Raw genomic sequence first — 20,855 nt, 5'->3', positions numbered from 1 at the left:
CCCCCTCCCACATTTTTATCCGCGCTTCACGCCAAGAATCGTCATTTATTTGACGTCAAAAAATATCCCGACACATCCCTAACTTTTCTTTCACTCGACATTTGCGATTTTTTTTCGTAGTGGCACCACTTTTTTAAAACACTAGTGGCACAAAACTATCCCTTCGCGCCAACTACCCGTAACTACTGGCCCAAATAGCAAGTGCTATCAATATAGTACCAGTGCCATCTTTACCTATATTTCAAGAAATTTCGGGAAACAGGATGAGCGGCCAGGAACTTCGTCCTGAAGCGCCGCTCATACCACCGGTAACGAAATTCTCTGTTTCTGTAGGAGATGACTTACAAGGCGGACCAACGGAAGTAGCGAAGTTGTCATATTCAACTTTGACTCAGTGGTCACATTACCAACCGATTAGTTGAGAGCGGCGATAAGGATCCATTGCCACGAACTATAAGGCCAAGGCTGTGCTTACCCTAATGGGTCAGTGAGACAACCCAAGGCATTGATATGTAAAGGCTTACAGCCTCTATCAAGGCCCTGCGGCACTGGCGCCAGGCCCTTCTCCCAGGAAGGCTGGCTGCATTTCAGGGCAGGCCCCAATAACAAGGCCAAGTTGCGCACAACTTGAGTGCAATAGTTAGTCACTCGTTATTCAACATGCCTGTACGCGGCAAGTCGGCGTCTATTCGCCCAACTTTCGCGGCATTTGTGACGTTTGCAAACATGAACTCCGGCCATCTAATGGCATGATTTAAATACAGAGGTAATTGCGATGCGCATCAGCATATTTGGTTTGGGTTACGTTGGCGCAGTGTGTGCCGGTTGCCTGTCTGCCCGTGGCCACGAAGTGGTCGGCGTAGACATCTCCAAGGAAAAGATCGACCTGATCAACGCCGGCAAATCGCCGATCGTCGAGCCGGGTCTGGGCGAACTGTTGAGCCAGGGCATCGCAAACGGTCGACTGCGCGGCACCACCAACTTCGCCGAAGCCATCCGTGATACTGACCTGTCGATGATTTGCGTCGGTACGCCGAGCAAGAAGAACGGCGACCTGGAACTCAACTACATCGAATCGGTATGCCGCGAGATCGGTTTTGTCCTGCGTGACAAGACCACCCGCCACACCATCGTGGTACGCAGCACCGTGTTGCCGGGCACCGTCGCCAACGTGGTGATCCCAATCCTCGAAGACTGCTCCGGCAAGAAAGCCGGCGTCGACTTCGGTGTTGCGGTCAACCCGGAATTCCTGCGCGAATCCACCGCCATCGCCGACTACGACCTGCCACCGATGACCGTCATCGGCGAATTCGACAAAGCCTCCGGCGATGTCCTGCAGTCACTGTACGAAGAACTCGACGCACCGATCATCCGCAAGGACATCGCCGTAGCCGAGATGATCAAGTACACCTGCAACGTGTGGCACGCCACCAAGGTCACCTTCGCCAACGAGATCGGCAACATCGCCAAGGCGGTCGGCGTCGACGGTCGCGAAGTGATGGAAGTGGTCTGCCAGGACAAGACCCTCAACCTGTCCCAGTACTACATGCGCCCAGGCTTCGCGTTCGGCGGCTCCTGCCTGCCTAAAGACGTGCGCGCCCTGACCTACCGCGCCGGCTCCCTGGACGTGGAAGCGCCGCTGCTCAACTCGCTGATGCGCAGCAACGAATCCCAGGTGCAGAACGCCTTCGACATCGTCGCCGGCCACGACAAACGCAAAGTCGCCCTGCTGGGCCTGAGCTTCAAGGCCGGTACCGACGATCTGCGCGAAAGCCCACTGGTCGAGCTGGCGGAAATGCTGATCGGCAAGGGCTACGACCTGAGCATCTACGACAGCAACGTCGAGTACGCCCGTGTCCACGGTGCGAACAAGGACTACATCGAAGGCAAGATCCCCCACGTGTCGTCACTGCTCAACTCGGACTTCGATGATGTGATCAACAACTCCGACGTGATCATCCTCGGCAACCGCGACGAGAAGTTCCGTGCCCTGGCGCAGAACGCACCGCACGGCAAGCAAGTGATCGACCTGGTGGGCTTCATGTCCAAGGCCACCAGTACGACAGGCCGTACCGAAGGCATTTGCTGGTAACAGCAACGGTAAGTTTCGAGCTGCAGGCGTACCAATCCCCAGCGCTTGCAGCTCGAAGCCTTCTTCACCTTCGGATGACGCTTATGTCCAAGTTAAAACACGTACTGCTCCAATCCGCCGGCTGGCTGTTCTTTCTGAGCCTGCTGATGGGTCTCGCCCTGCTGTTGCCGGCGAGTACGTTCGACTCCGAGTCGAAGAATTTTATTTTCCTGATTGGCGCCGTCGGTATCTGGCGCTACTCGATGGGTGCTACGCATTTCTTTCGCGGCATGCTGTTCCTGTATGTGGTCTACCCGCACCTGCGCCGTAAAGTGCGCAAGCTGGGCAAGGCTGCCGACCCGTCCCACGTGTTCCTGATGGTCACCAGCTTCCGTATCGATGCGCTGACCACCGCGCAGGTCTACAGCTCGGTGATTCGCGAGGCCATCGAATGCGGCTTCCCCACCACCGTGGTCTGCTCGCTGGTGGAAATGTCCGATGAGCTGCTGGTCAAGAGCCTCTGGGAACGCATGAACCCGCCGGATCACGTCAAGCTCGACTTCGTGCGGATCGCCGGTACCGGCAAGCGCGACGGCCTGGCCTTCGGTTTCCGCGCCATCTCCCGCCACCTGCCGGACGACCGCGCGGTGGTTGCCGTGATCGATGGCGACACCGTGCTCGCCGAAGGCGTGGTGCGCAAGACCGTGCCGTGGTTCCAGCTGTTCGGCAACGTCGGCGGCCTGACCACCAACGAATTCTGCGAAGTGCGCGGCGGCTACATCATGAGCGAGTGGCACAAACTGCGCTTCGCCCAGCGCCACATCAACATGTGCTCCATGGCCCTGTCCAAGCGCGTGCTGACCATGACCGGCCGCATGTCGGTGTTCCGCGCCAACGTCGTGACTGACCCGGGCTTTATCGCCGACGTGGAAAGCGACTCGCTGCAGCACTGGCGCCTGGGCCGCTTCAAGTTTCTCACCGGTGACGACAAGTCCAGCTGGTTCAGCCTGATGCGCCTGGGCTACGACACCTTCTACGTGCCGGACGCCGCGATCCACACCGTGGAACACCCGCCGGAAAAGAGCTTTATCAAAGCCAGCCGCAAGCTGATGTTCCGCTGGTACGGCAACAACCTGCGCCAGAACTCCCGCGCCCTGGGCCTGGGTGTACGCCGGCTGGGCCTGTTCACCAGCATCGTGTTGTTCGACCAGCGCGTGTCGATGTGGACCTCCCTGCTCGGCCTGACCGTGGCAATCATCGCCACCTTCAAGTACGGCGGCGCGTTCATCCTCGCGTACCTGCTGTGGATCGGCATCACCCGCCTGATCCTGACCCTGCTGCTGTCGTGCTCCGGCCACAAGATCGGCCCGGCTTACCCGGCGATTCTCTATTACAACCAGATCATGGGCGCGTTGGTGAAGATCTACGTGTTCTTCCGCCTTGATCAACAGTCCTGGACCCGCCAGGACACCAAACTGACCCGCGATTTGGCCAGCTTTCAACGTTGGTTCAACACCTGGTCGTCTCGGACCATGACCTTCTCCGCCGGCAGCATCTTCGTTGCCGTGTTGCTGATGATGGTCTGACCCTGCCAAGCCTGAATTAACCAAGGAATTACACCGTCATGAACAGCCAAGTAAACGCCAACGTTGTCCACGAATCCGAAGCCCAGCGCCAACATGCCCGGGTCAAAATCCCGGCCAAGCTGCGCTTCTTCAACACCGACCGCACCCAGACCGAAGCACGGGTGATCGACCTCTCGGCCGGCGGCCTGGCGTTCACCGCCACCCAGCCGTTGACCGTGGGTGAAGTGCACAAGGGTCGCCTGCAATTCGTCATCGATAACCTCGGCCTGGCCATGGATGTGGAGCTGCAGATCCGCTCCTACGACCGCCAGAGCGGCCGCACCGGTTGCCAGTTCCAGAACCTCGACGCCCAGGATATTTCCACCCTGCGCCACCTGATCACCTCGCACCTGTCGGGCGACATCGTGACCATGGGTGACGTGCTGGCAACCCTGCAACGCGACAACTTCACCAAGGCGCGCAAGGTCAAGGACAGCGGCAGCAACATGAGCGCCTTCGGTCGCCTGCGCGCCGTGACGTTCAGCCTGGCGATCTTCCTCGTCGGCCTGGCAGCCTTCGGCTTCGTGTTCAAATCGGTGTACGGCATGTACTTCGTCAGCCACGCCCAGGCGGGCCTGGTCAGCGTGCCCGGCATGAACGTGACCATGCCCCGCGACGGCACCGTGCAAAGCCTGCTCAAAGGTGACGCGGTGGCGGCCAAAGGTGCACCACTGGCGACCTTCAGCACCAGCATGCTGGATGTGCTCAAAGGCCACCTGGACGAAGACCAGCTGCAGCCGGCCAAGGTCGAAGAGCTGTTCGGCAAGCAAATGACCGGCACCCTCACCTCGCCGTGCGATTGCGTGGTCGCCCAGCAACTGGTCGCCGACGGCCAGTACGCCAGCAAAGGCGACGTGATCTTCCAACTGGTGCCACGCGGCAGCCAGGCTAACGTCGAAGCTCGCTTTACCTACCGCCAGTTCGGTGACGTGCGCCCAGGCACCCCGGTGAGCTTCCAGGTGGCCGACGAAGAACAGACCCGCACCGGCACCATCGTCAGCAGCACCAGCCTGAACAGCGCCGACCTGTCCTCCGACATCCGCGTCCAGATCAAGCCTGACGCCCCGCTGGACAGCGCCTACGCCGGCCGCCCGGTGGAAGTGACCAGCGACCGTGGCCCATCCCTGAACTGGCTGATCGATAAAGCCATGGCTGCGGGTCTTTAATCATGAGCGCCCTTCGAACCCTGCCGGTGCCCCTGGCGCTGGCCATCGCCCTCGCCGGTTGTGCCGGCCTGCCCGACCAACGCCTGGCCAATGAAGCGCTCAAGCGTGGCGACACCGTCACCGCGCAGCAGAATTACCAGCAACTGGCAGAACTGGGTTACAGCGAGGCCCAGGTGGGCCTGGCCGATATCCAGGTAGGCACCCGCGATCCGGCGCAAATCAAACAGGCCGAGGCCACTTACCGTGCCGCGGCGGATACCTCGCCGCGCGCCCAGGCCCGCCTCGGTCGCCTGCTGGTGGCCAAGCCGGGCTCCACCGAAGCCGAACATCATGAAGCCGAAGGCCTGTTGAAAAAAGCCTTTGCCAATGGCGAAGGCAACACCCTGATCCCGCTGGCGATGCTGTACCTGCAATACCCCCACAGCTTCCCCAACGTGAATGCCCAGCAGCAGATCAGCAAGTGGCAGGCCGCCGGTTACCCGGAAGCCGGCCTGGCCCAGGTCCTGCTGTATCGCACCCAGGACACCTACGACCAGCATCTGGATGATGTGGAGCGCATCTGCAAGGCCGCGCTGAACACCACCGATATCTGCTATGTCGAGCTGGCCACGGTCTACCAGAAAAAAGCCCAGCCGGAAAAACAGGCCGAACTGCTCAAGCAGATGGAAGCCGGCTACAGCCGCGGCACCGTCACCGCACAACGCGTCGACAGCGTCGCCCGCGTATTGGGCGACGCCACGCTGGGCAAGACCGACGAGAAAACCGCCCAGGCCCTGCTGGAAAAAATCGCCCCCGGCTACCCGGCTTCCTGGGTCAGCCTGGCGCAACTGCTCTACGACTTCCCCGAACTGGGCGACGTCGACCAGATGATGAAATACCTGGACAACGGCCGCGCCGCCGACCAGCCGCGCGCCGAGCTGTTGCTGGGCAAGCTCTACTACGAAGGCAAGTGGGTGCCGGCGGACGCCAAGGCGGCTGAAGCGCACTTCCAGAAAGCCGTGGGCCGCGAAGTGGCTGCCGACTACTACCTCGGCCAGATCTACCGCCGTGGTTACCTGGGCCAGGTCTATTCCCAGAAGGCCCTGGACCACCTGCTGACCGCTGCGCGCAACGGCCAGAACAGCGCCGACTTCGCCATCGCCCAATTGTTTTCCCAAGGCAAGGGCACCAAGCCCGACCCATTGAATGCCTATGTCTTCAGCCAATTGGCCAAAGCCCAGGGCACGCCAGAGGCCAATGACCTGGCCACGCAGCTCGAAGCCCCGCTCACACCAGAACAACGCGCCCAAGGCCAACGCCTGGTGCAACAGGAACTGGCCGCCCGCGGCACCCTGGCCCAGAGCACGCTGCAACTGCACGCCCTGGAAGAAGAAGACGGCGAGGAATCCCTATGAAGCTCAATCCATTCGTGCAGGCCGGCATCGGCCTGACCTTCGCCCTGCTGTGGTCGTGCCCGACCCTGGCCGCGCTGACCGAAGCCAAGAACTTCGGCCTGGAAGTCAAAGCCACCGCGCAGTCCGAAGATGACCGCGACCTCGGCACCCAGAAAGGCGGCGACGTCAACGGCATCGGCCTCGACCTGCGCCCGTGGATCTACGGCGAAAGCGGCAACTGGAGCGCCTATGCCATGGGCCAGGCGGTGGCTTCGAGCGACATCATCGAGACCGACACCCTTCAACAGTCGGCGGATGACGAAAACCAGCAAACCACCAACAACGACCGCAAGACCAAGAAAAACTACCTGGCCATGCGCGAGTTCTGGGTCGGCTACAGCGGCTTCACGCCCTACCCCGGCGAGATCCTCAAGCTCGGTCGCCAACGCCTGCGCAATGACGACGGCCAATGGCGCGACACCAACATCGAAGCGCTGAACTGGACCTTCGACACCACCCTGCTCAAGGCCAACGTCGGCGCCGCCGAACGTTTCAGCGAATACCGTACCGACCTCAAGGAACTGTCGCCCAAGGATAAGGACCGTCAGCACCTCTACGCCGACGCGTCCTACCAGTGGACGCCGGGCCAGTGGATCGGCCTGCGTGGCCACCACACCCATGACAACGGCAAGCTCGACTACCCGGAACCGGGCGTCGCCACCGACTCCCTGGACAAGCGCGAGAACGGCGACCTGACCTGGCTCGGTATCGAAGCCAACAGCGACGCCTACAACTGGCGCAACACCAACACCGTCAACTACTGGGCCAGCATCACCGGCATGAAAGGCGACCGCGACTCGGTCAATGCCTTGAACGCCGACGGCACCCGTCCGACAGAGGCCAAGCGCAGCGATGACGTGAGTGGCTGGGCGACCGATCTGGGTATTCGCCTGCGTCTGGACCCGCAATGGCAAGTGGGTGCGGCCTATGCCCGCGCCAGTGCCGAGTACGAGCAGAACGGCCTGCAAAGCAACCGTTCGAACTGGACCGGTACCCAGTCCCGCGTGCACCGTTTCGGCGAAGCGTTTCGTGGCGAGATGAACAACATGCAGTCCATGAGCCTGTTCGGTTCCTGGCAGCTGCGTGAGGACTACGACGCCAGCCTGGTGTACCACAAGTTCTGGCGCGTCGACGGCAACAAGCCGGTGGGCAGCAATGGCATTGACGCCGTGCAGAACAACACCGATGACGTCACCGGCGCGATCCTGTCCAGCACTTCCCTGCCCCTTGAAGACGGCAAGAAAGACCTGGGCCAAGAGATGGACCTGGTCGTCACCAAGTACTTCAAGACCGGCCTGCTGCCCGCCGCGCTCAGCCAGTCAATCGACGAGCCGTCGGCCCTGGTGCGGTTCCGTGCCGGTGTGTTCAAGCCAGGTGATGCCTATGGCAGCCAGGTCGACTCGTACATGCATCGCGCGTTTGTCGACGTGATCTGGAAATTCTGATGGGAGCCTGCGCAATGAATGCTCAAAGCCTACTCGTCGCGGCAATGCTGATGGCCAGCGCCACAGCGTTTGCCGATACGGCGGCCAAGGCGCCGACCATCGCCAAGGAACTGCAACAGGCCAAGACCTACACCATTTCCAGCCCGCCGACCGCGCCGCTGGAAATGGCCAAGCCGGCCCTGCCTGACCTGTCGGGTTATACCGCCGCAGCGATGGAAAAGAAGATCGTACGCACCAGGCCCGGCAAGATCAGCATCCGTCGCATGATGCAGGAAGACGCCCTCAAGGACTTTATCGGCGGCGACAACAAGATGGCCGAATGGGTGGTGCGCCAGCACGGCATTCCCCAGGCGATCTTTGTCGACGACGGCTACATGAACCTCAAGGACCTGCTGGGCAAAGTGCCCAAGCAGTACTTCAGCGAAACTTCGCCGGGCGTGTTCCTGGCCAAGTTGCCGATCGTGGTCGGGCGCAAGGGCATCCTGGACATCGATAAAAACACCCAGGAGCTGCGCCTGTCCCAGCAGGCCGGTTCGTTCCTGATCAACGACGGCCAGTTGTTTGTGCGTGACACCAGGATCACCGGTTGGGACGAAAAAGCCAATGGCCCGGCGCTGTTCAAGTCGCCCAAGGAGTTCCGCCCGTTCCTGCTGGCCTGGGGCGGCACCGAGACCTACGTTTCCAAGACCAAGATGGCAAGTTTCGGCTATGCCAACAGTAAGTCGTATGGGGTGAGTATTTCCCAGTACACGCCGAACATGGCCAAGGTGCTCAAGCGCCCTGAGCCGACCGGCTGGATCATCGATTCCGAGTTCTCGGACATGTGGTACGGCTTCTACTGCTACGAGACCACGGGCTTCGTGATCAAGGGCAATACCTACAAAGACAACATCGTCTACGGCATTGACCCCCATGACCGTTCCCACGGCCTGATCATCGCGGACAACACCGTCTACGGCACCAAGAAGAAGCACGGCATCATCATTTCCCGTGAGGTGAACGACAGCTTCATCTTCAACAACCGCAGCTACGACAACAAGCTTTCGGGCCTGGTGATCGACCGTAACAGCGTGAACAACCTGATCGCCGACAACGAGATCTACCGCAACCACACCGACGGCATCACCCTCTATGAGAGCGGCGACAACCTGCTGTGGGGCAACAAAGTGATCAGCAACCGTCGCCACGGCATCCGCGTGCGTAACAGCGTGAACATCAAGCTGTACGAAAACACCTCGATGGCCAACGGCCTGACCGGCGTGTACGGCCACATCAAGGATTTGACCGACACCGACCGCGACATCGCCCTCGACCCGTTCGACGCCAAGGTCTCGCTGATCGTGGTCGGCGGTGAACTGGCGGGTAACGGCAGCGGGCCGCTGTCCATCGACTCGCCACTGAGTATCGAGCTGTACCGCGTATCGATGCTGGCGCCGACCAAATCCAGCGGCATCAGTTTCTCCGGCGTGCTGGGCGATCGTCAGGAAGAAATTCTCGACCTGCTGGTGCGCCAGCAGAAAGCCGTGCTGATCGACCCTGTCGAACGCCAGACCGAAATGCAGGACTGAGGATGACCCTTATGCACCCACACATGATCAAACTGCTGAGCCTCTCGGGTCTGACCCTCGGCCTGCTCGCAGCCAGCCAGGGCGTGCGCGCCGACGAAATCAAGGCCCCGACCTTCACCGCCGAACCCTGCTGCAGCCTGTGCCCGGCCGCCCATGACGCGAAAAACTACACCACGCGCTACCAGCAGAACTTCACCACCCTGGTGCAAGCCCAGGGCGACTGGCTGTTCCGTACCCAGGAAGACCTACGCACCGAATTCGACACCAGCCCGGCCGGCTACAAGCGCATGCAACAACTGCACGACGCGTTCAAGGCCAAGGGCGTGGAACTGGTGGTGGTCTACCAGCCGACCCGTGGCCTGGTGAACCGCAACAAGCTCAACCCCGCGGAAAAAGCCTCGTTCGATTTCGACAAGGCCCTGGGCAACTACAAGACCATGCTCGGCCGTTTCGCCAAGATGGGCTACGTGGTGCCGGACCTGTCACCGTTGACCAATGAGCAACTGCCGGACGAACTGCCGGCCCACGACTTCTACTTCCGCGGTGACCAGCACTGGACCCCGTACGGCGCCCAGCGCACGGCGAAAATCGTCGGTGCCAAGGTGCGTGCAATGCCTGAGTTCGCCGATATTCCCAAGCGCGAATTCGAGACCAAACGCTCCGGGCGCATGGGCAAGACCGGCACCCTGCACAACATGGCCGGGCAATTGTGTGGCACCAGCTACGCGATCCAGTACATGGACCAGTTCACCACCGAGCCGAAAGGCGAAGCCGGTGACGGCGACCTGTTCGGCGATTCGGGCAACCCGCAGATCACCCTGGTGGGCACCAGCCACAGTGGCAAGAACTACAACTTTGCCGGGTTCCTGGAAGAAGAAATCGGCGCCGACATCCTCAACGTCGCCTTCCCCGGCGGTGGCCTGGAAGGCTCGATGATCCAGTACCTGGGCAGCGACGAATTCCAGAAGAGCCCGCCGAAAATCCTTATCTGGGAATTCTCGCCGCTGTATCGCCTGGACCAGGAGACCATCTACCGCCAGATGATGGCGCTGCTCGACAACGGCTGCGAAGGCAAGACCGCGCAGATGAGTGCGAGCACAACATTGAAACCCGGCAAGAACGAATTGATGGTTAACAGTTCGAATAAAGACCTGCGCAACGCCAACCATCAGGTTGATATCCGCTTCGCCGACCCGTCGGTGAAAACCTTGCAAGCCACCCTCTGGTACATGAACGGGCGCCACGAGGACATCAAGATCGAGAAACCCGAAACATCCGATACAGACGGGCGTTTCGCCTTTGAACTGCGCACCGATGAAGACTGGGCCTCGCAGAACTTGCTGGCCGTGGAAGTGCAGGGCCCCGAAGCGGGCGCTGCCGCGCAGAAGGTCGAAGCGAAAATTTGCACACGCAACGTATTCCCAGCGGGCGGTCAACAGACCGCCTCGACGCCGTGAAATAAGCGTGCAATGAGGTTACTTATGCAGAAGTTATTGATTCCATCGTTGCTGGGCCTGGCGATCTTCGCCGGTGCAGCCAACGCCGCCGCCCCGCTGCGTCCGCCCCAGGGCTACTTCGCACCGATTGAAGCGTTCAAGACCGGCGACTTCAAGGAAAACTGCGACACCATGCCGACGCCCTACACCGGGCCTCTGCAATTTCGCAGCAAGTACGAAGGTTCCGACAAAGCCCGTTCGACCCTGAACGTGCAGTCGGAAAAAGCCTTTCGCGACAGCACCGCCGACATCACCAAGCTGGAAAAAGACACCAGCAAGCGCGTGATGCAATTCATGCGCGACGGTCGCCCGGAACAGCTCGAATGCACCCTGAACTGGCTGGTGTCGTGGGCCAAGGCCGATGCGTTGATGTCCAAGGACTTCAACCACACCGGCAAGTCCATGCGCAAATGGGCCTTGGGCAGCATGGCGTCGGCCTATGTACGCCTGAAGTTCTCCGACTCGCACCCGTTGGCCAACCACCCGCAGGAATCGCAACTGATCGAAGCCTGGTTCAACAAACTGGCCGATCAGGTGGTGAGCGACTGGGACAACCTGCCGCTGGAAAAAACCAACAACCACTCCTACTGGGCCGCCTGGTCGGTGATGGCAACCTCCATCGCCACCAACCGTCGCGACCTGTTTGACTGGGCCGTGAAGGAATACAAGGTCGGCGTGAACCAGGTCGACGACCAAGGCTTCTTGCCCAACGAATTGAAGCGTCAGCAACGCGCCTTGTCGTACCACAACTACGCCCTGCCGCCGCTGGCGATGATCGCCAGTTTTGCCCTGGTCAACGGTGTTGACCTGCGCCAGGAAAACAACAGCGCACTCAAGCGCCTGGGCGACAAAGTGCTGGCCGGGGTCAAGGACCCGGAGATCTTCGAACAGAAGAACGGCAAGGAGCAGGACATGAAGGACCTCAAGGAGGACATGAAGTATGCCTGGCTCGAACCGTTCTGCACCCTCTACACCTGCGCACCGGATGTGATCGAGCGCAAGCACGGGATGCAACCGTTCAAGACCTTCCGCCTCGGGGGTGACCTGACCAAGGTCTACGACCCGACGCATGAAAAAGGCAACAAAGGTAGCTAAGGCTGAATGGATTACCTGTAGTGAGCGGGCTTGCCCCGCGCTGGGCTGCGAAGCAGTCCTAATCGATCCGCCGCCGTGTGCCAGGCATACCGCGGTGTAGGGTTTTGGGGCGGCTTCGCCACCCAGCGCGGGGCAAGCCCGCTCACTACAAAAGCTGCATCGCCGCCCATGAAGTTGTGGGGGGTTTGGGGGGGCTCTGGCCCTTGACTGTTGGTTAAACATGGAGAGATCGGGATGGTTTTCTCGTCCAATGTGTTCCTGTTTCTGTTCTTGCCGATCTTTCTCGGCTTGTACTATTTGAGCGGGCAACGCTATCGCAATCTGCTGCTGCTGTTGGCCAGCTATGTGTTCTACGCCTGGTGGCGAGTGGACTTCCTGGCGCTGTTCGCCGCCGTCACGCTGTGGAACTACTGGATCGGCCTCAAGGTCGGTGCCGCCGGCGTGCGCACCAAACCGGCCCAGCGCTGGCTGCTGCTCGGCGTGGTGGTCGACCTGTGCATCCTCGGCTACTTCAAGTACGCCAACTTCGGTGTCGACAGCATCAACGTGATGATGAAGTCGGCTGGCCTGGAGCCGTTTATCCTCACCCACGTGCTGCTGCCGATCGGGATCTCGTTCTACATCTTCGAGTCCATCAGCTACATCATCGACGTGTACCGTGGCGATACCCCGGCGACCCGCAACCTCATCGACTTCGCGGCGTTCGTGGCGATCTTCCCGCACTTGATCGCCGGTCCGGTGTTGCGTTTCCGCGACCTGGCCGACCAGTTCAATAACCGCACCCACACCATCGACAAGTTCTCCGAGGGCTGCACGCGATTCATGCAGGGCTTCATCAAGAAGGTCTTCATCGCCGACACCCTGGCGGTGGTGGCCGACCACTGCTTCGCCCTGCAAAACCCCACCACCGGCGATGCCTGGCTCGGCGCACTGGCCTACACCGCGCAGTTGTACTTCGACTTCTCCGGCTACAGCGACATGGCCATCGGCCTGGGCTTGATGATGGGTTTCCGCTTCATGGAAAACTTCAAGCAGCCGTACATCAGCCAGTCGATCACCGAGTTCTGGCGGCGCTGGCACATCAGCCTGTCCACCTGGCTGCGTGACTACCTGTACATCACCTTGGGCGGCAACCGTAAAGGCACGCTGACCACCTACCGCAACCTGTTCCTGACCATGCTGCTCGGTGGCCTGTGGCACGGTGCGAACATCACCTACATCGTGTGGGGTGCCTGGCACGGCATGTGGCTGGCGATTGAAAAAGCCATCGGCCTCAACACCGCACCGCGCAGTTTCAACGTCCTACGCTGGGCCTTCACGTTCCTGCTGGTGGTGATGGGCTGGGTGATCTTCCGCTCCGAAAACCTGCACGTCGCCGGTCGTATGTACGGTGCGATGTTCAGCTTTGGCGAGTGGTCGCTGTCGGAACTCAACCGCGCCAACCTCACCGGCCTGCAAGTGGCAACCCTGGTGGTGGCCTACGCAACGTTGGCGTTCTTCGGCCTGCGCGACTTCTACACCAACCGCCCTGCGGAAAAAACCAAGCCGGCCGACCCGAGCCTGATCAAGGCCGTGCCGGGCGACAACCCCGGCAGCATCCACGAGCCAGGTTTCACCGTTGGCCGTGACGCTGCCGTGCAACCGGCCTACTGGACCGCTGACTGGCCACGCTACGCCATGCGCGCTGCAGTGCTGCTGCTGTTCGTGGCGTCGATTCTCAAACTGTCGGCGCAGAGTTTCTCGCCGTTCCTTTACTTCCAATTCTGAGGGAGCCGACCATGACCCGTTCATTACGCGTCCTCTATATCGGCCTGTTCCTGGTGCTGCTGCTGGCCCTGGGCGCTTGGTCGCTGCGCAGTTTTCTGGGCTTCAGCACCAACGCCGACGCGACCGTGCTCAACGGTCGCTGGACCAAGGCCGTCGAGACCCATTACGACGAGGAGTTCCCGATCAAGCGATTGGGCACCAACCTCTGGGCCGCGCTGGACTACAAGCTGTTCAATGAAGGCCGCCCTGGGGTGGTGCTGGGCCGCGATCACTGGCTGTACAGCGACGAGGAGTTCAACCCCGCCGTCAACGAAGACCAGAACCTTCAAGGCAACTACGCGCTGGTCGAAGGCGTACGCCAGAAGCTCAAGGCCCAGGGCATCCAGTTGGTGATGGCGATCGTGCCGGCCAAGGTGCGCCTGTACCCGGAACACCTGGGTGAAGTGAAACCGGCGAGCATCCACGCCAACCTGTACCAGGACTTCCACGCCCGTGTGGCCGCCGACAAGATCATCGCCCCGGACCTGCTCGGCCCGCTGCAACAGGCCAAGCTGGGCGGCAAGCAGGTGTTCCTGCGCACCGACACCCACTGGACCCCGGACGGCGCCGAAATCGCTGCCAAGCAATTGGCTAAAACCATCGCCGACAAGACCCCGCTCCACGGCGAGCCGCAGCGTTTTGTCACCGAGGCCGAGAAGACCGAGCCGCATAAAGGCGACCTGCGTCTGTTCCTGCCCCTGGACCCGCTGTTCGAAAACCTGATGCCGCCGAAAGAGCCGCTGGAAAAACGCGTCACGCACCTGGCCGAAACCAAAGGCGACGACGCGTTGTTCAGCGACAGCGAAACCCCGGTGGCCCTGGTGGGCACCAGCTACAGCGCCAACCCCAACTGGAACTTCGTCGGCGCCCTCAAGCAAGCCCTGGGCAGCGACGTGGTCAGCTACGCCGAAGACGGCCACGGCCCGATCCTGCCGATGCTCAGCTACCTGAAAAGTGACGACTTCAAGAACAGCCCGCCACAGGTGCTGATCTGGGAGTTTCCTGAACGTTATCTGCCCGTGAACAACGAAATCGGTGATGCCGACCCATCGTGGGTTGCGCAACTTAAACAAGCCGGTTCGCGCCAACAAAACATGGCACTGAACACCCCAGCTAAAAACCCAAAATCCGAGACGCCCGACCGGGCGCAAAACTGAAAGAGAGGTAACTCACATGACTTTCACTACTACTCCGCGTCGTCTCGCTAAGACTCTGGCCCTGGCTGCCGGTATGAGCTTGGTATCCCTGTCCGCCTTCGCCGGTGACGCTGCCTTGTACGGCCCAGTCGCACCGAAAGGCTCAAGCTTCGTGCGGATCTACAACGCCTCCAACCAGGAAGTCAGCGCCACTGTCGGCAGCACCAACCTCAGCGACGTGGCCCCGCTGGCCAGCAGCGACTTCAGCTTCATGCCCGGCGGCGACTACAGCGCCAAGGTCGGCAGCCAGACCGTGCCGGTCAAGCTCGCCCCGGACCACTACTACACCCTGGTCAACAACAACAGCGGCCAGCCACAGCTGATCGAAGAACCGCCGTTCAAGAACAAGCAGAAATCCCTGGTGCGCGTGCAGAACCTCAGCGACAAGGCCCTGACCCTGAAGACCGCCGACGGCAAGACCGACGTGGTCAAGTCGGTGGCTGCCAAAGGCCGTGGCGAACGTGAAATCAACCCGGTGAAGGTGAGCCTGGCGTTGTATGACGGCGACAAGAAAGTCGGCGACGTGAAGCCAGTGGCCCTGGAACGCGGTGAAGCAGCGGTGCTGTACGTGACCGGTTCGGGTTCGAGCATTTCGCCAGTCTGGGTAAAACGCCCGGTGTCGACCCGCTGAATGAATTTTCCGGGTCGGCTGCGGCCGGCCCGGACACGAGACAAAAACAAGAGTGAAACGACAAACCTTCGTAGCTCTGACCCAAATTGATTCAAGGAGAAACACATGATCCCAGTAATCCTTTCCGGTGGTAGCGGCTCACGTCTTTGGCCGCTTTCCCGTAAACAGTTCCCAAAACAATTCCTGGCCCTGACCGGCGAGCACACGCTGTTCCAGCAAACCCTGGAACGCCTGGTGTTCAAAGGCATGGACTCCCCGATCGTGGTCTGCAACAAGGACCATCGCTTCATCGTCAACGAGCAACTGGCCAACCGTAAACTGGAGTGCCAACGCATCCTGATGGAACCCTTCGGCCGCAACACCGCGCCGGCCGTGGCCCTCACCGCGATGATGCTGGTCAACGAAGGCCGTGATGAACTGATGCTGGTCCTGCCGGCCGACCACGTGATCGACGACCAAAAAGCCCTGCAACGCGCCCTGGCCCTGGCCACCGTGGCCGCCGAGCGTGGCGAGATGGTGCTGTTCGGCGTGCCGGCGACCCGTCCGGAAACCGGCTACGGCTACATCAAGTCCACCAACGATTCGCTGCTGCCCGAAGGCGTGAGCCGCGTACAGCAATTCGTGGAAAAACCCGATGAAAAACGCGCCGTCGAGTTCGTCAAAAGCGGTGGTTACTTCTGGAACAGCGGCATGTTCCTGTTCCGCGCCAGCCGCTTCCTGGAAGAGCTGAAAAAGCACGATCCGGACATCTACGACACCTGCGTGCTGACCCTGGAGCGCAGCCAGCAAGACGCCGACACCGTGACCTTCGACGAAGCCACCTTCGCCTGCTGCCCGGACAACTCCATCGACTACGCCGTGATGGAAAAAACCCAGCGCGCCTGCGTGGTGCCGTTGAGCGCCGGCTGGAGCGACGTGGGTTGCTGGGCTTCGCTGTGGGCGGTCAACGATAAAGACGCCAACGGCAACGTCACCAAGGGCGACGTGGTGATTCAGGACAGCAAGAACTGCATGATCCACGGCAACGGCAAGCTGGTATCGGTGATCGGCCTGGAAAACATCGTCGTGGTGGAAACCAAGGACGCGATGATGATTGCCCACAAGGACAAGGTCCAGGGTGTCAAGCAGATGGTCAACACCCTCAACGAACAGGGCCGCAGCGAAACCCAGAACCACTGCGAAGTCTATCGTCCGTGGGGCTCCTACGACTCGGTGGACATGGGCGGCCGCTTCCAGGTCAAGCACATCTCGGTCAAGCCGGGCGCGTGCCTGTCGCTGCAGATGCACCACCACCGCGCCGAACACTGGATCGTGGTCAGCGGCACCGCCGAAGTCACCTGTGACGAGAACGTGTTCCTGCTCTGCGAGAACCAGTCCACCTACATCCCGATCGCCTCGGTGCACCGCCTGCGCAACCCCGGCAAGATCCCGTTGGAGATCATCGAAGTGCAATCGGGCAGCTACCTGGGCGAAGACGATATCGAGCGGTTTGAAGATATCTACGGGCGCTCGACGCCGGTTGAACGCGGCGTTTCGGTGAAAACTATCGCGCAGTAAAACAGTCGTACAAGAAGCCCTCACCCAGCCCATTGCGTCCCCTATCCGCAGTGGGTTGGGTGGGGGCTTTTTGTTTGGGATTTGCGCTGGCTATCAGGGCCTCATCGGGGCATGGGTATCTACACAACTTCCAGTGAATACGGAATCTATGGCAATCAGGCTTCTGTGGTGAGCGGGCTTGCCCCGCGCTGGGCTGCGAAGCGGCCCCTAAAACGTTCACCTCGACTGATTCTGGCACTCTGCGGTGACCTTATTGGGGCTGCTGCGCAGCCCAGCGCGGGGCAAGCCCGCTCACCACAGAGTTATGTGTCAGCCTTTAAGAGTTGTGTAGATACCTATGCTCATCGGGGGCACGCCCACCACAGCACTCAAGGTAGCCAATCCCACCTACGCTTAAGTTAGGATGCTCGTTCCCTATTCGAGGTGGTCTCCATGTTCTTCGGCGTTCTACTGATCATCACCTGGCTGATCCTCCTGCTGCGCTACCCGGCCAAGGCATTGCCGGTATCGTTGGCCGCTGCCGTCGGCCTGGGTCTTGTCGCGGTGTGGGTGGTGTGGCTGGACAACCGCGAAGCCTCGCAACTGGCGCGCCTGGAACTGCGCATCACCTACGCCCCGCAGGAATGCCCGACCGACCGACCACTCAAGCTGACCCTGAACAACGGCAACGACGTCCCCCTCACCGAACTGCGCTGGCGCGTCGCCGCCTATGCGCCGGGCGATACGGTCAACCTGGCCGACAACGTCTATGCTGCCCCGCGCTATCGCGGCCCCGGCGAGTTGCAGGCCGGCGCCACTTGGGACGACTGCCTGCCGACCCCGCCCCTGCGCCCCGGCTACCGCGCGCAAACCCTGGAATTTCGCGCCGAGCACCTGCAAGGCAGCTTCTCGGACTGACAAAGGACTGATCCATGCCCAACGTACTCATCACCGGTTGCTCCAGCGGTATTGGCCGCGCCCTGGCCGAGGCCTTCAAATCCGCCGGTTTCAACGTGTGGGCCAGCGCCCGCCGCCCGGAAGACGTCACCGCCCTCGCCGCCGCGGGTTTCAATGCCGTCGAACTCGACGTCAATGACAGTGCCGCTTTACAGCGCCTGGCCGAACAACTGGGAGAGCTGGATGTACTGATCAACAACGCCGGCTACGGCGCCATGGGCCCGCTGCTCGATGGCGGCACCGAAGCGATGCAGCGCCAGTTCGAGACCAATGTATTTTCCATCGTCGGCGTGACCCAGGCACTGTTCCCGGCCCTGCGCAAGCGCAAAGGGCTGGTGGTGAATATCGGCAGCGTTTCCGGCGTGCTGGTCACGCCGTTTGCCGGCGCCTACTGCGCGTCCAAGGCGGCGGTGCATGCGCTGAGTGATGCACTGCGCATGGAGCTGGCACCGTTTGGGGTGCGGGTGATGGAGGTCCAGCCCGGCGCCATCAATACGAGTTTTGCCAAAAACGCCGGCGCCCAGGCCGAGCTGTTAATCAACGAAAAATCGCCGTGGTGGCCGTTGCGCGAGGGCATTCGCGCACGCAGCCAGGCCTCTCAGGACAAGCCCACCCCGGCCGGCGTGTTTGCAGCGGATGTGCTCAAGGCCGTGCAACAACCACAGCCGCCGCGCCTGTTGCGCTCGGGCAATGGCAGCCGGGCGTTGCCGTTGATGGCCGCGTTGTTGCCCAAGGGATTATTGGAAGCCGTGTTGAAAAAACGCTTTGGTTTGAATGGGAGTTTGTAAATGATCGACTACAGCGATTTTTTTGAAGAAGTGATCCAGACCCACGTCGAGATCGAGCAATGGTTTGCCGGGGTTGCGCCAGAAGGCACCCTGCAAAGCCTGCTTGCGCGCTTCTCGCCCGAGTTCAGCATGATCGCCCCCGCCACCGGCACACGCGTCAATGCAGCCGGGGTCAACGCGCTGTTCACTCGCCTGGGCGGCATGCGCCCGGGGTTGAAGATCACCTTGAGTGAAATGGCTGGGATTGACCGGCATGCGCGCGGCGCAACGGTGACTTATCGCGAACATCAGATCGATGCCAGCGGCACACAGACGGATCGCCGTGCGACCGTGGTGTTTGAGAAACAGGCCAGCGGTGCGTTGCTGTGGCGTCATCTGCATGAGACTTTTGTGCCTCAGGCGCGCAACAACTAATGGCCAGTTAGCACCTGTCAGATCTGACAGTAGACGAGGGGGTGTCCCAGGAACAGACTTGCAGCGTAGTCCAGCCAAAGCCTGCTGTTTTATTGACTTGGCCACCATCCCCTCGAGTGCGTGAAGGAATGCTGCGATGAGTTCTTCCAACAGTCAGTCATTGAATCAACCCGGTACTCCGGACCCGGACTTTGGCATCAATGGGCAAACCACCCTGTATTCGATACTCAACCATATTCCCGGCCTGACCCTTCGTTTTCGACTCAAGGGGCTTACTACGAATAACAACGGCCAGCTTCTGTTCAGTGCCAACCTGTTTAAAAAAGAACATTTCGTCTACGGCTTGGGGCGCCTGAAGCCCGACGGGAGCCTGGATGGGGCGTTTACGCCAAACGGCCTGGCCACCGGTGATTTTGGGCAGTCGTTACCAGCCGGAGCTTCAAGACTGACTGTACAGCCCGATGGGAAAATCCTCATGGCGGGCTGGACATCACGCAGCTCATTCGATGATTGGGCCGACTTGGTGGTTGCTCGCTTCGACGACAAGGGCAGACCCGACACAAGTTTTGCCGAAAAAGGCCGATGCATTCTTCAAACCATGCCGGATGAGGGGCTGACGGAGGACTCAGTGAAAGTGCATGTGCAAAAGGACGGATGCATTCTGGTAAGCGCCAATTACTCCAAACGCCGCAATCCAGCCCTGACCGTAGGTGTGCTGTTTCGCCTGTTACCCAATGGGGTTCTGGATCCTGGACTGAACGGCAATGGCAGGCTCGACTTCAACCTTCTCGGCCCCAGTGCCGCCACTGCCATCAACGCATGCATCAGCCAGGGCAACGATTACAAAATAGTCATCGCTGGGCATGCCCAATTCTCCCCTGGGCGCCAAACAGCCTTCTTCGCCCGCCTCAACCCTGATGGAACCACAGATAGTGCTTTTGGCAGCCCGCAGACCCCTGGTTTTCACCGCGTTGACAGCATTGCGGGTGACACCACGCTTTACGATCTTGTCGAACGAACGGATGACAAAAGTCTTATTGGCGCTGGTCAAGTCGGCCTGAATGGCAATGGAACGACGAAAGGCCTGATCCAGGCCATCACCCCCAATGGCGCCGCGCATCAACTGTTCAATAATGGCAAACCGTTGGTCAGCGAATTTGATGACAACCGTGACATTGGCTGGCAGTGCATCATGAACACAAGCGCAGGGGACCTTACGACGGCATCCGGAGGTACTTGGGTATATATCGCTCAATTCAAAGCTGATGGCACACTGAATATGGACTTCAACAACAAGGGCTACATCGATCTGGACGCCCCCGTCATATCCACCCCTTTGGTGTTAGCCAAGCGGGGCGACCACCGCGTTATCGTGGGTGCGAACGTCGCGGGTACAGATCCAGATGGGGGCATTGGCGCTCTATTTAGTTTCTTTGGCTAACTAGGCCGGGCCAATCTCATGCTGTGCTAGTGGCCCTGTCCCAGGTTCAACGAACGCTATCGACAATCGCCGTGCCACCGCAGTGTTTGAGAAACAGGCCAGTAGCGCGCCGTTGTGGCGTCATCTGCATGAAACTTATGTAGCGCAATGAAATAACTGCACGGCCGGGTCCTACAAAAAACAGCGA

Annotated in this window: 16 protein-coding genes; all 16 read left to right on the top strand. The window is 60.4% G+C overall.

Translation table 11 applies throughout. The features are described 5' to 3' along the window. Window positions 1–775: 775 nt before the first annotated feature. Complete coding sequence (locus tag F6S08_RS05910) at window positions 776–2,092, top strand: nucleotide sugar dehydrogenase (RefSeq protein WP_065924229.1); 1,317 nt, start codon at window positions 776–778, stop codon at window positions 2,090–2,092. 83 nt (window positions 2,093–2,175) lie between these two features. Next, the gene (gene alg8 / locus F6S08_RS05905) at window positions 2,176–3,657 is read left to right on the top strand and encodes a mannuronan synthase (protein ID WP_161985711.1); all 1,482 of its coding nucleotides are present in this window, start codon (window positions 2,176–2,178) and stop codon (window positions 3,655–3,657) included. A 38-nt stretch (window positions 3,658–3,695) separates the two neighbouring features. After that, the gene (locus F6S08_RS05900; protein WP_065924230.1) at window positions 3,696–4,862 is read left to right on the top strand and encodes an alginate biosynthesis protein Alg44; all 1,167 of its coding nucleotides are present in this window, start codon (window positions 3,696–3,698) and stop codon (window positions 4,860–4,862) included. 2 nt (window positions 4,863–4,864) lie between these two features. Then, window positions 4,865–6,256 carry an alginate biosynthesis TPR repeat lipoprotein AlgK gene (gene algK / locus F6S08_RS05895; protein ID WP_027604727.1) on the top strand — a complete coding sequence of 464 codons (1,392 nt, stop codon included), beginning with the start codon at window positions 4,865–4,867 and terminating at the stop codon, window positions 6,254–6,256. Further along, complete coding sequence (locus tag F6S08_RS05890; protein WP_065924231.1) at window positions 6,253–7,740, top strand: alginate export family protein; 1,488 nt, start codon at window positions 6,253–6,255, stop codon at window positions 7,738–7,740. The genes algK and F6S08_RS05890 overlap by 4 nt, the downstream gene beginning before the upstream one ends. Beyond that, complete coding sequence (gene algG, locus F6S08_RS05885; RefSeq protein ID WP_065924232.1) at window positions 7,740–9,308, top strand: mannuronan 5-epimerase AlgG; 1,569 nt, start codon at window positions 7,740–7,742, stop codon at window positions 9,306–9,308. The genes F6S08_RS05890 and algG overlap by 1 nt, the downstream gene beginning before the upstream one ends. An 11-nt stretch (window positions 9,309–9,319) precedes the next feature. Beyond that, window positions 9,320–10,765, top strand: coding sequence for an alginate O-acetyltransferase (locus F6S08_RS05880; RefSeq protein WP_074845124.1), 1,446 nt, complete (start codon window positions 9,320–9,322; stop codon window positions 10,763–10,765). Between the two features lie 24 nt (window positions 10,766–10,789). Beyond that, window positions 10,790–11,899, top strand: a complete 1,110-nt coding sequence (locus F6S08_RS05875; protein ID WP_315871379.1) for a mannuronate-specific alginate lyase — start codon at window positions 10,790–10,792, stop codon at window positions 11,897–11,899. 234 nt (window positions 11,900–12,133) lie between these two features. Beyond that, entirely contained in the window at window positions 12,134–13,666 is a 1,533-nt protein-coding gene (locus F6S08_RS05870; protein WP_315871378.1) for an MBOAT family protein, read from the top strand. An 11-nt stretch (window positions 13,667–13,677) separates the two neighbouring features. Further along, entirely contained in the window at window positions 13,678–14,862 is a 1,185-nt protein-coding gene (locus F6S08_RS05865) for an alginate O-acetyltransferase (RefSeq protein ID WP_027604733.1), read from the top strand. 16 nt (window positions 14,863–14,878) lie between these two features. Next, the gene (locus F6S08_RS05860; RefSeq protein WP_027604734.1) at window positions 14,879–15,532 is read left to right on the top strand and encodes an alginate O-acetyltransferase AlgF; all 654 of its coding nucleotides are present in this window, start codon (window positions 14,879–14,881) and stop codon (window positions 15,530–15,532) included. A gap of 105 nt (window positions 15,533–15,637) precedes the next feature. Beyond that, window positions 15,638–17,089 (top strand): mannose-1-phosphate guanylyltransferase/mannose-6-phosphate isomerase, encoded by a 1,452-nt coding sequence (locus F6S08_RS05855; protein ID WP_315871377.1) that lies wholly within the window; start codon window positions 15,638–15,640, stop codon window positions 17,087–17,089. A 432-nt stretch (window positions 17,090–17,521) separates the two neighbouring features. Beyond that, entirely contained in the window at window positions 17,522–17,986 is a 465-nt protein-coding gene (locus F6S08_RS05850; RefSeq protein WP_315871376.1) for a multidrug transporter, read from the top strand. Between the two features lie 14 nt (window positions 17,987–18,000). Beyond that, window positions 18,001–18,813, top strand: coding sequence for an SDR family oxidoreductase (locus F6S08_RS05845; RefSeq protein WP_315871375.1), 813 nt, complete (start codon window positions 18,001–18,003; stop codon window positions 18,811–18,813). Next, window positions 18,814–19,227, top strand: coding sequence for a hypothetical protein (locus F6S08_RS05840; RefSeq protein ID WP_027604738.1), 414 nt, complete (start codon window positions 18,814–18,816; stop codon window positions 19,225–19,227). It abuts the gene before it with no gap. Between the two features lie 136 nt (window positions 19,228–19,363). Next, a complete protein-coding gene (locus F6S08_RS05835; RefSeq protein WP_315871374.1) occupies window positions 19,364–20,668 on the top strand; it encodes a hypothetical protein in 1,305 nt (434 codons plus the stop codon). Window positions 20,669–20,855 lie beyond the last annotated feature (187 nt).

The sequence above is a fragment of the Pseudomonas sp. JV449 genome, from assembly GCF_032424295.1.
In the GTDB taxonomy this organism is placed as follows: domain Bacteria; phylum Pseudomonadota; class Gammaproteobacteria; order Pseudomonadales; family Pseudomonadaceae; genus Aquipseudomonas; species Aquipseudomonas marginalis.
This window is presented reverse-complemented; position numbering and strand designations above follow the sequence as displayed.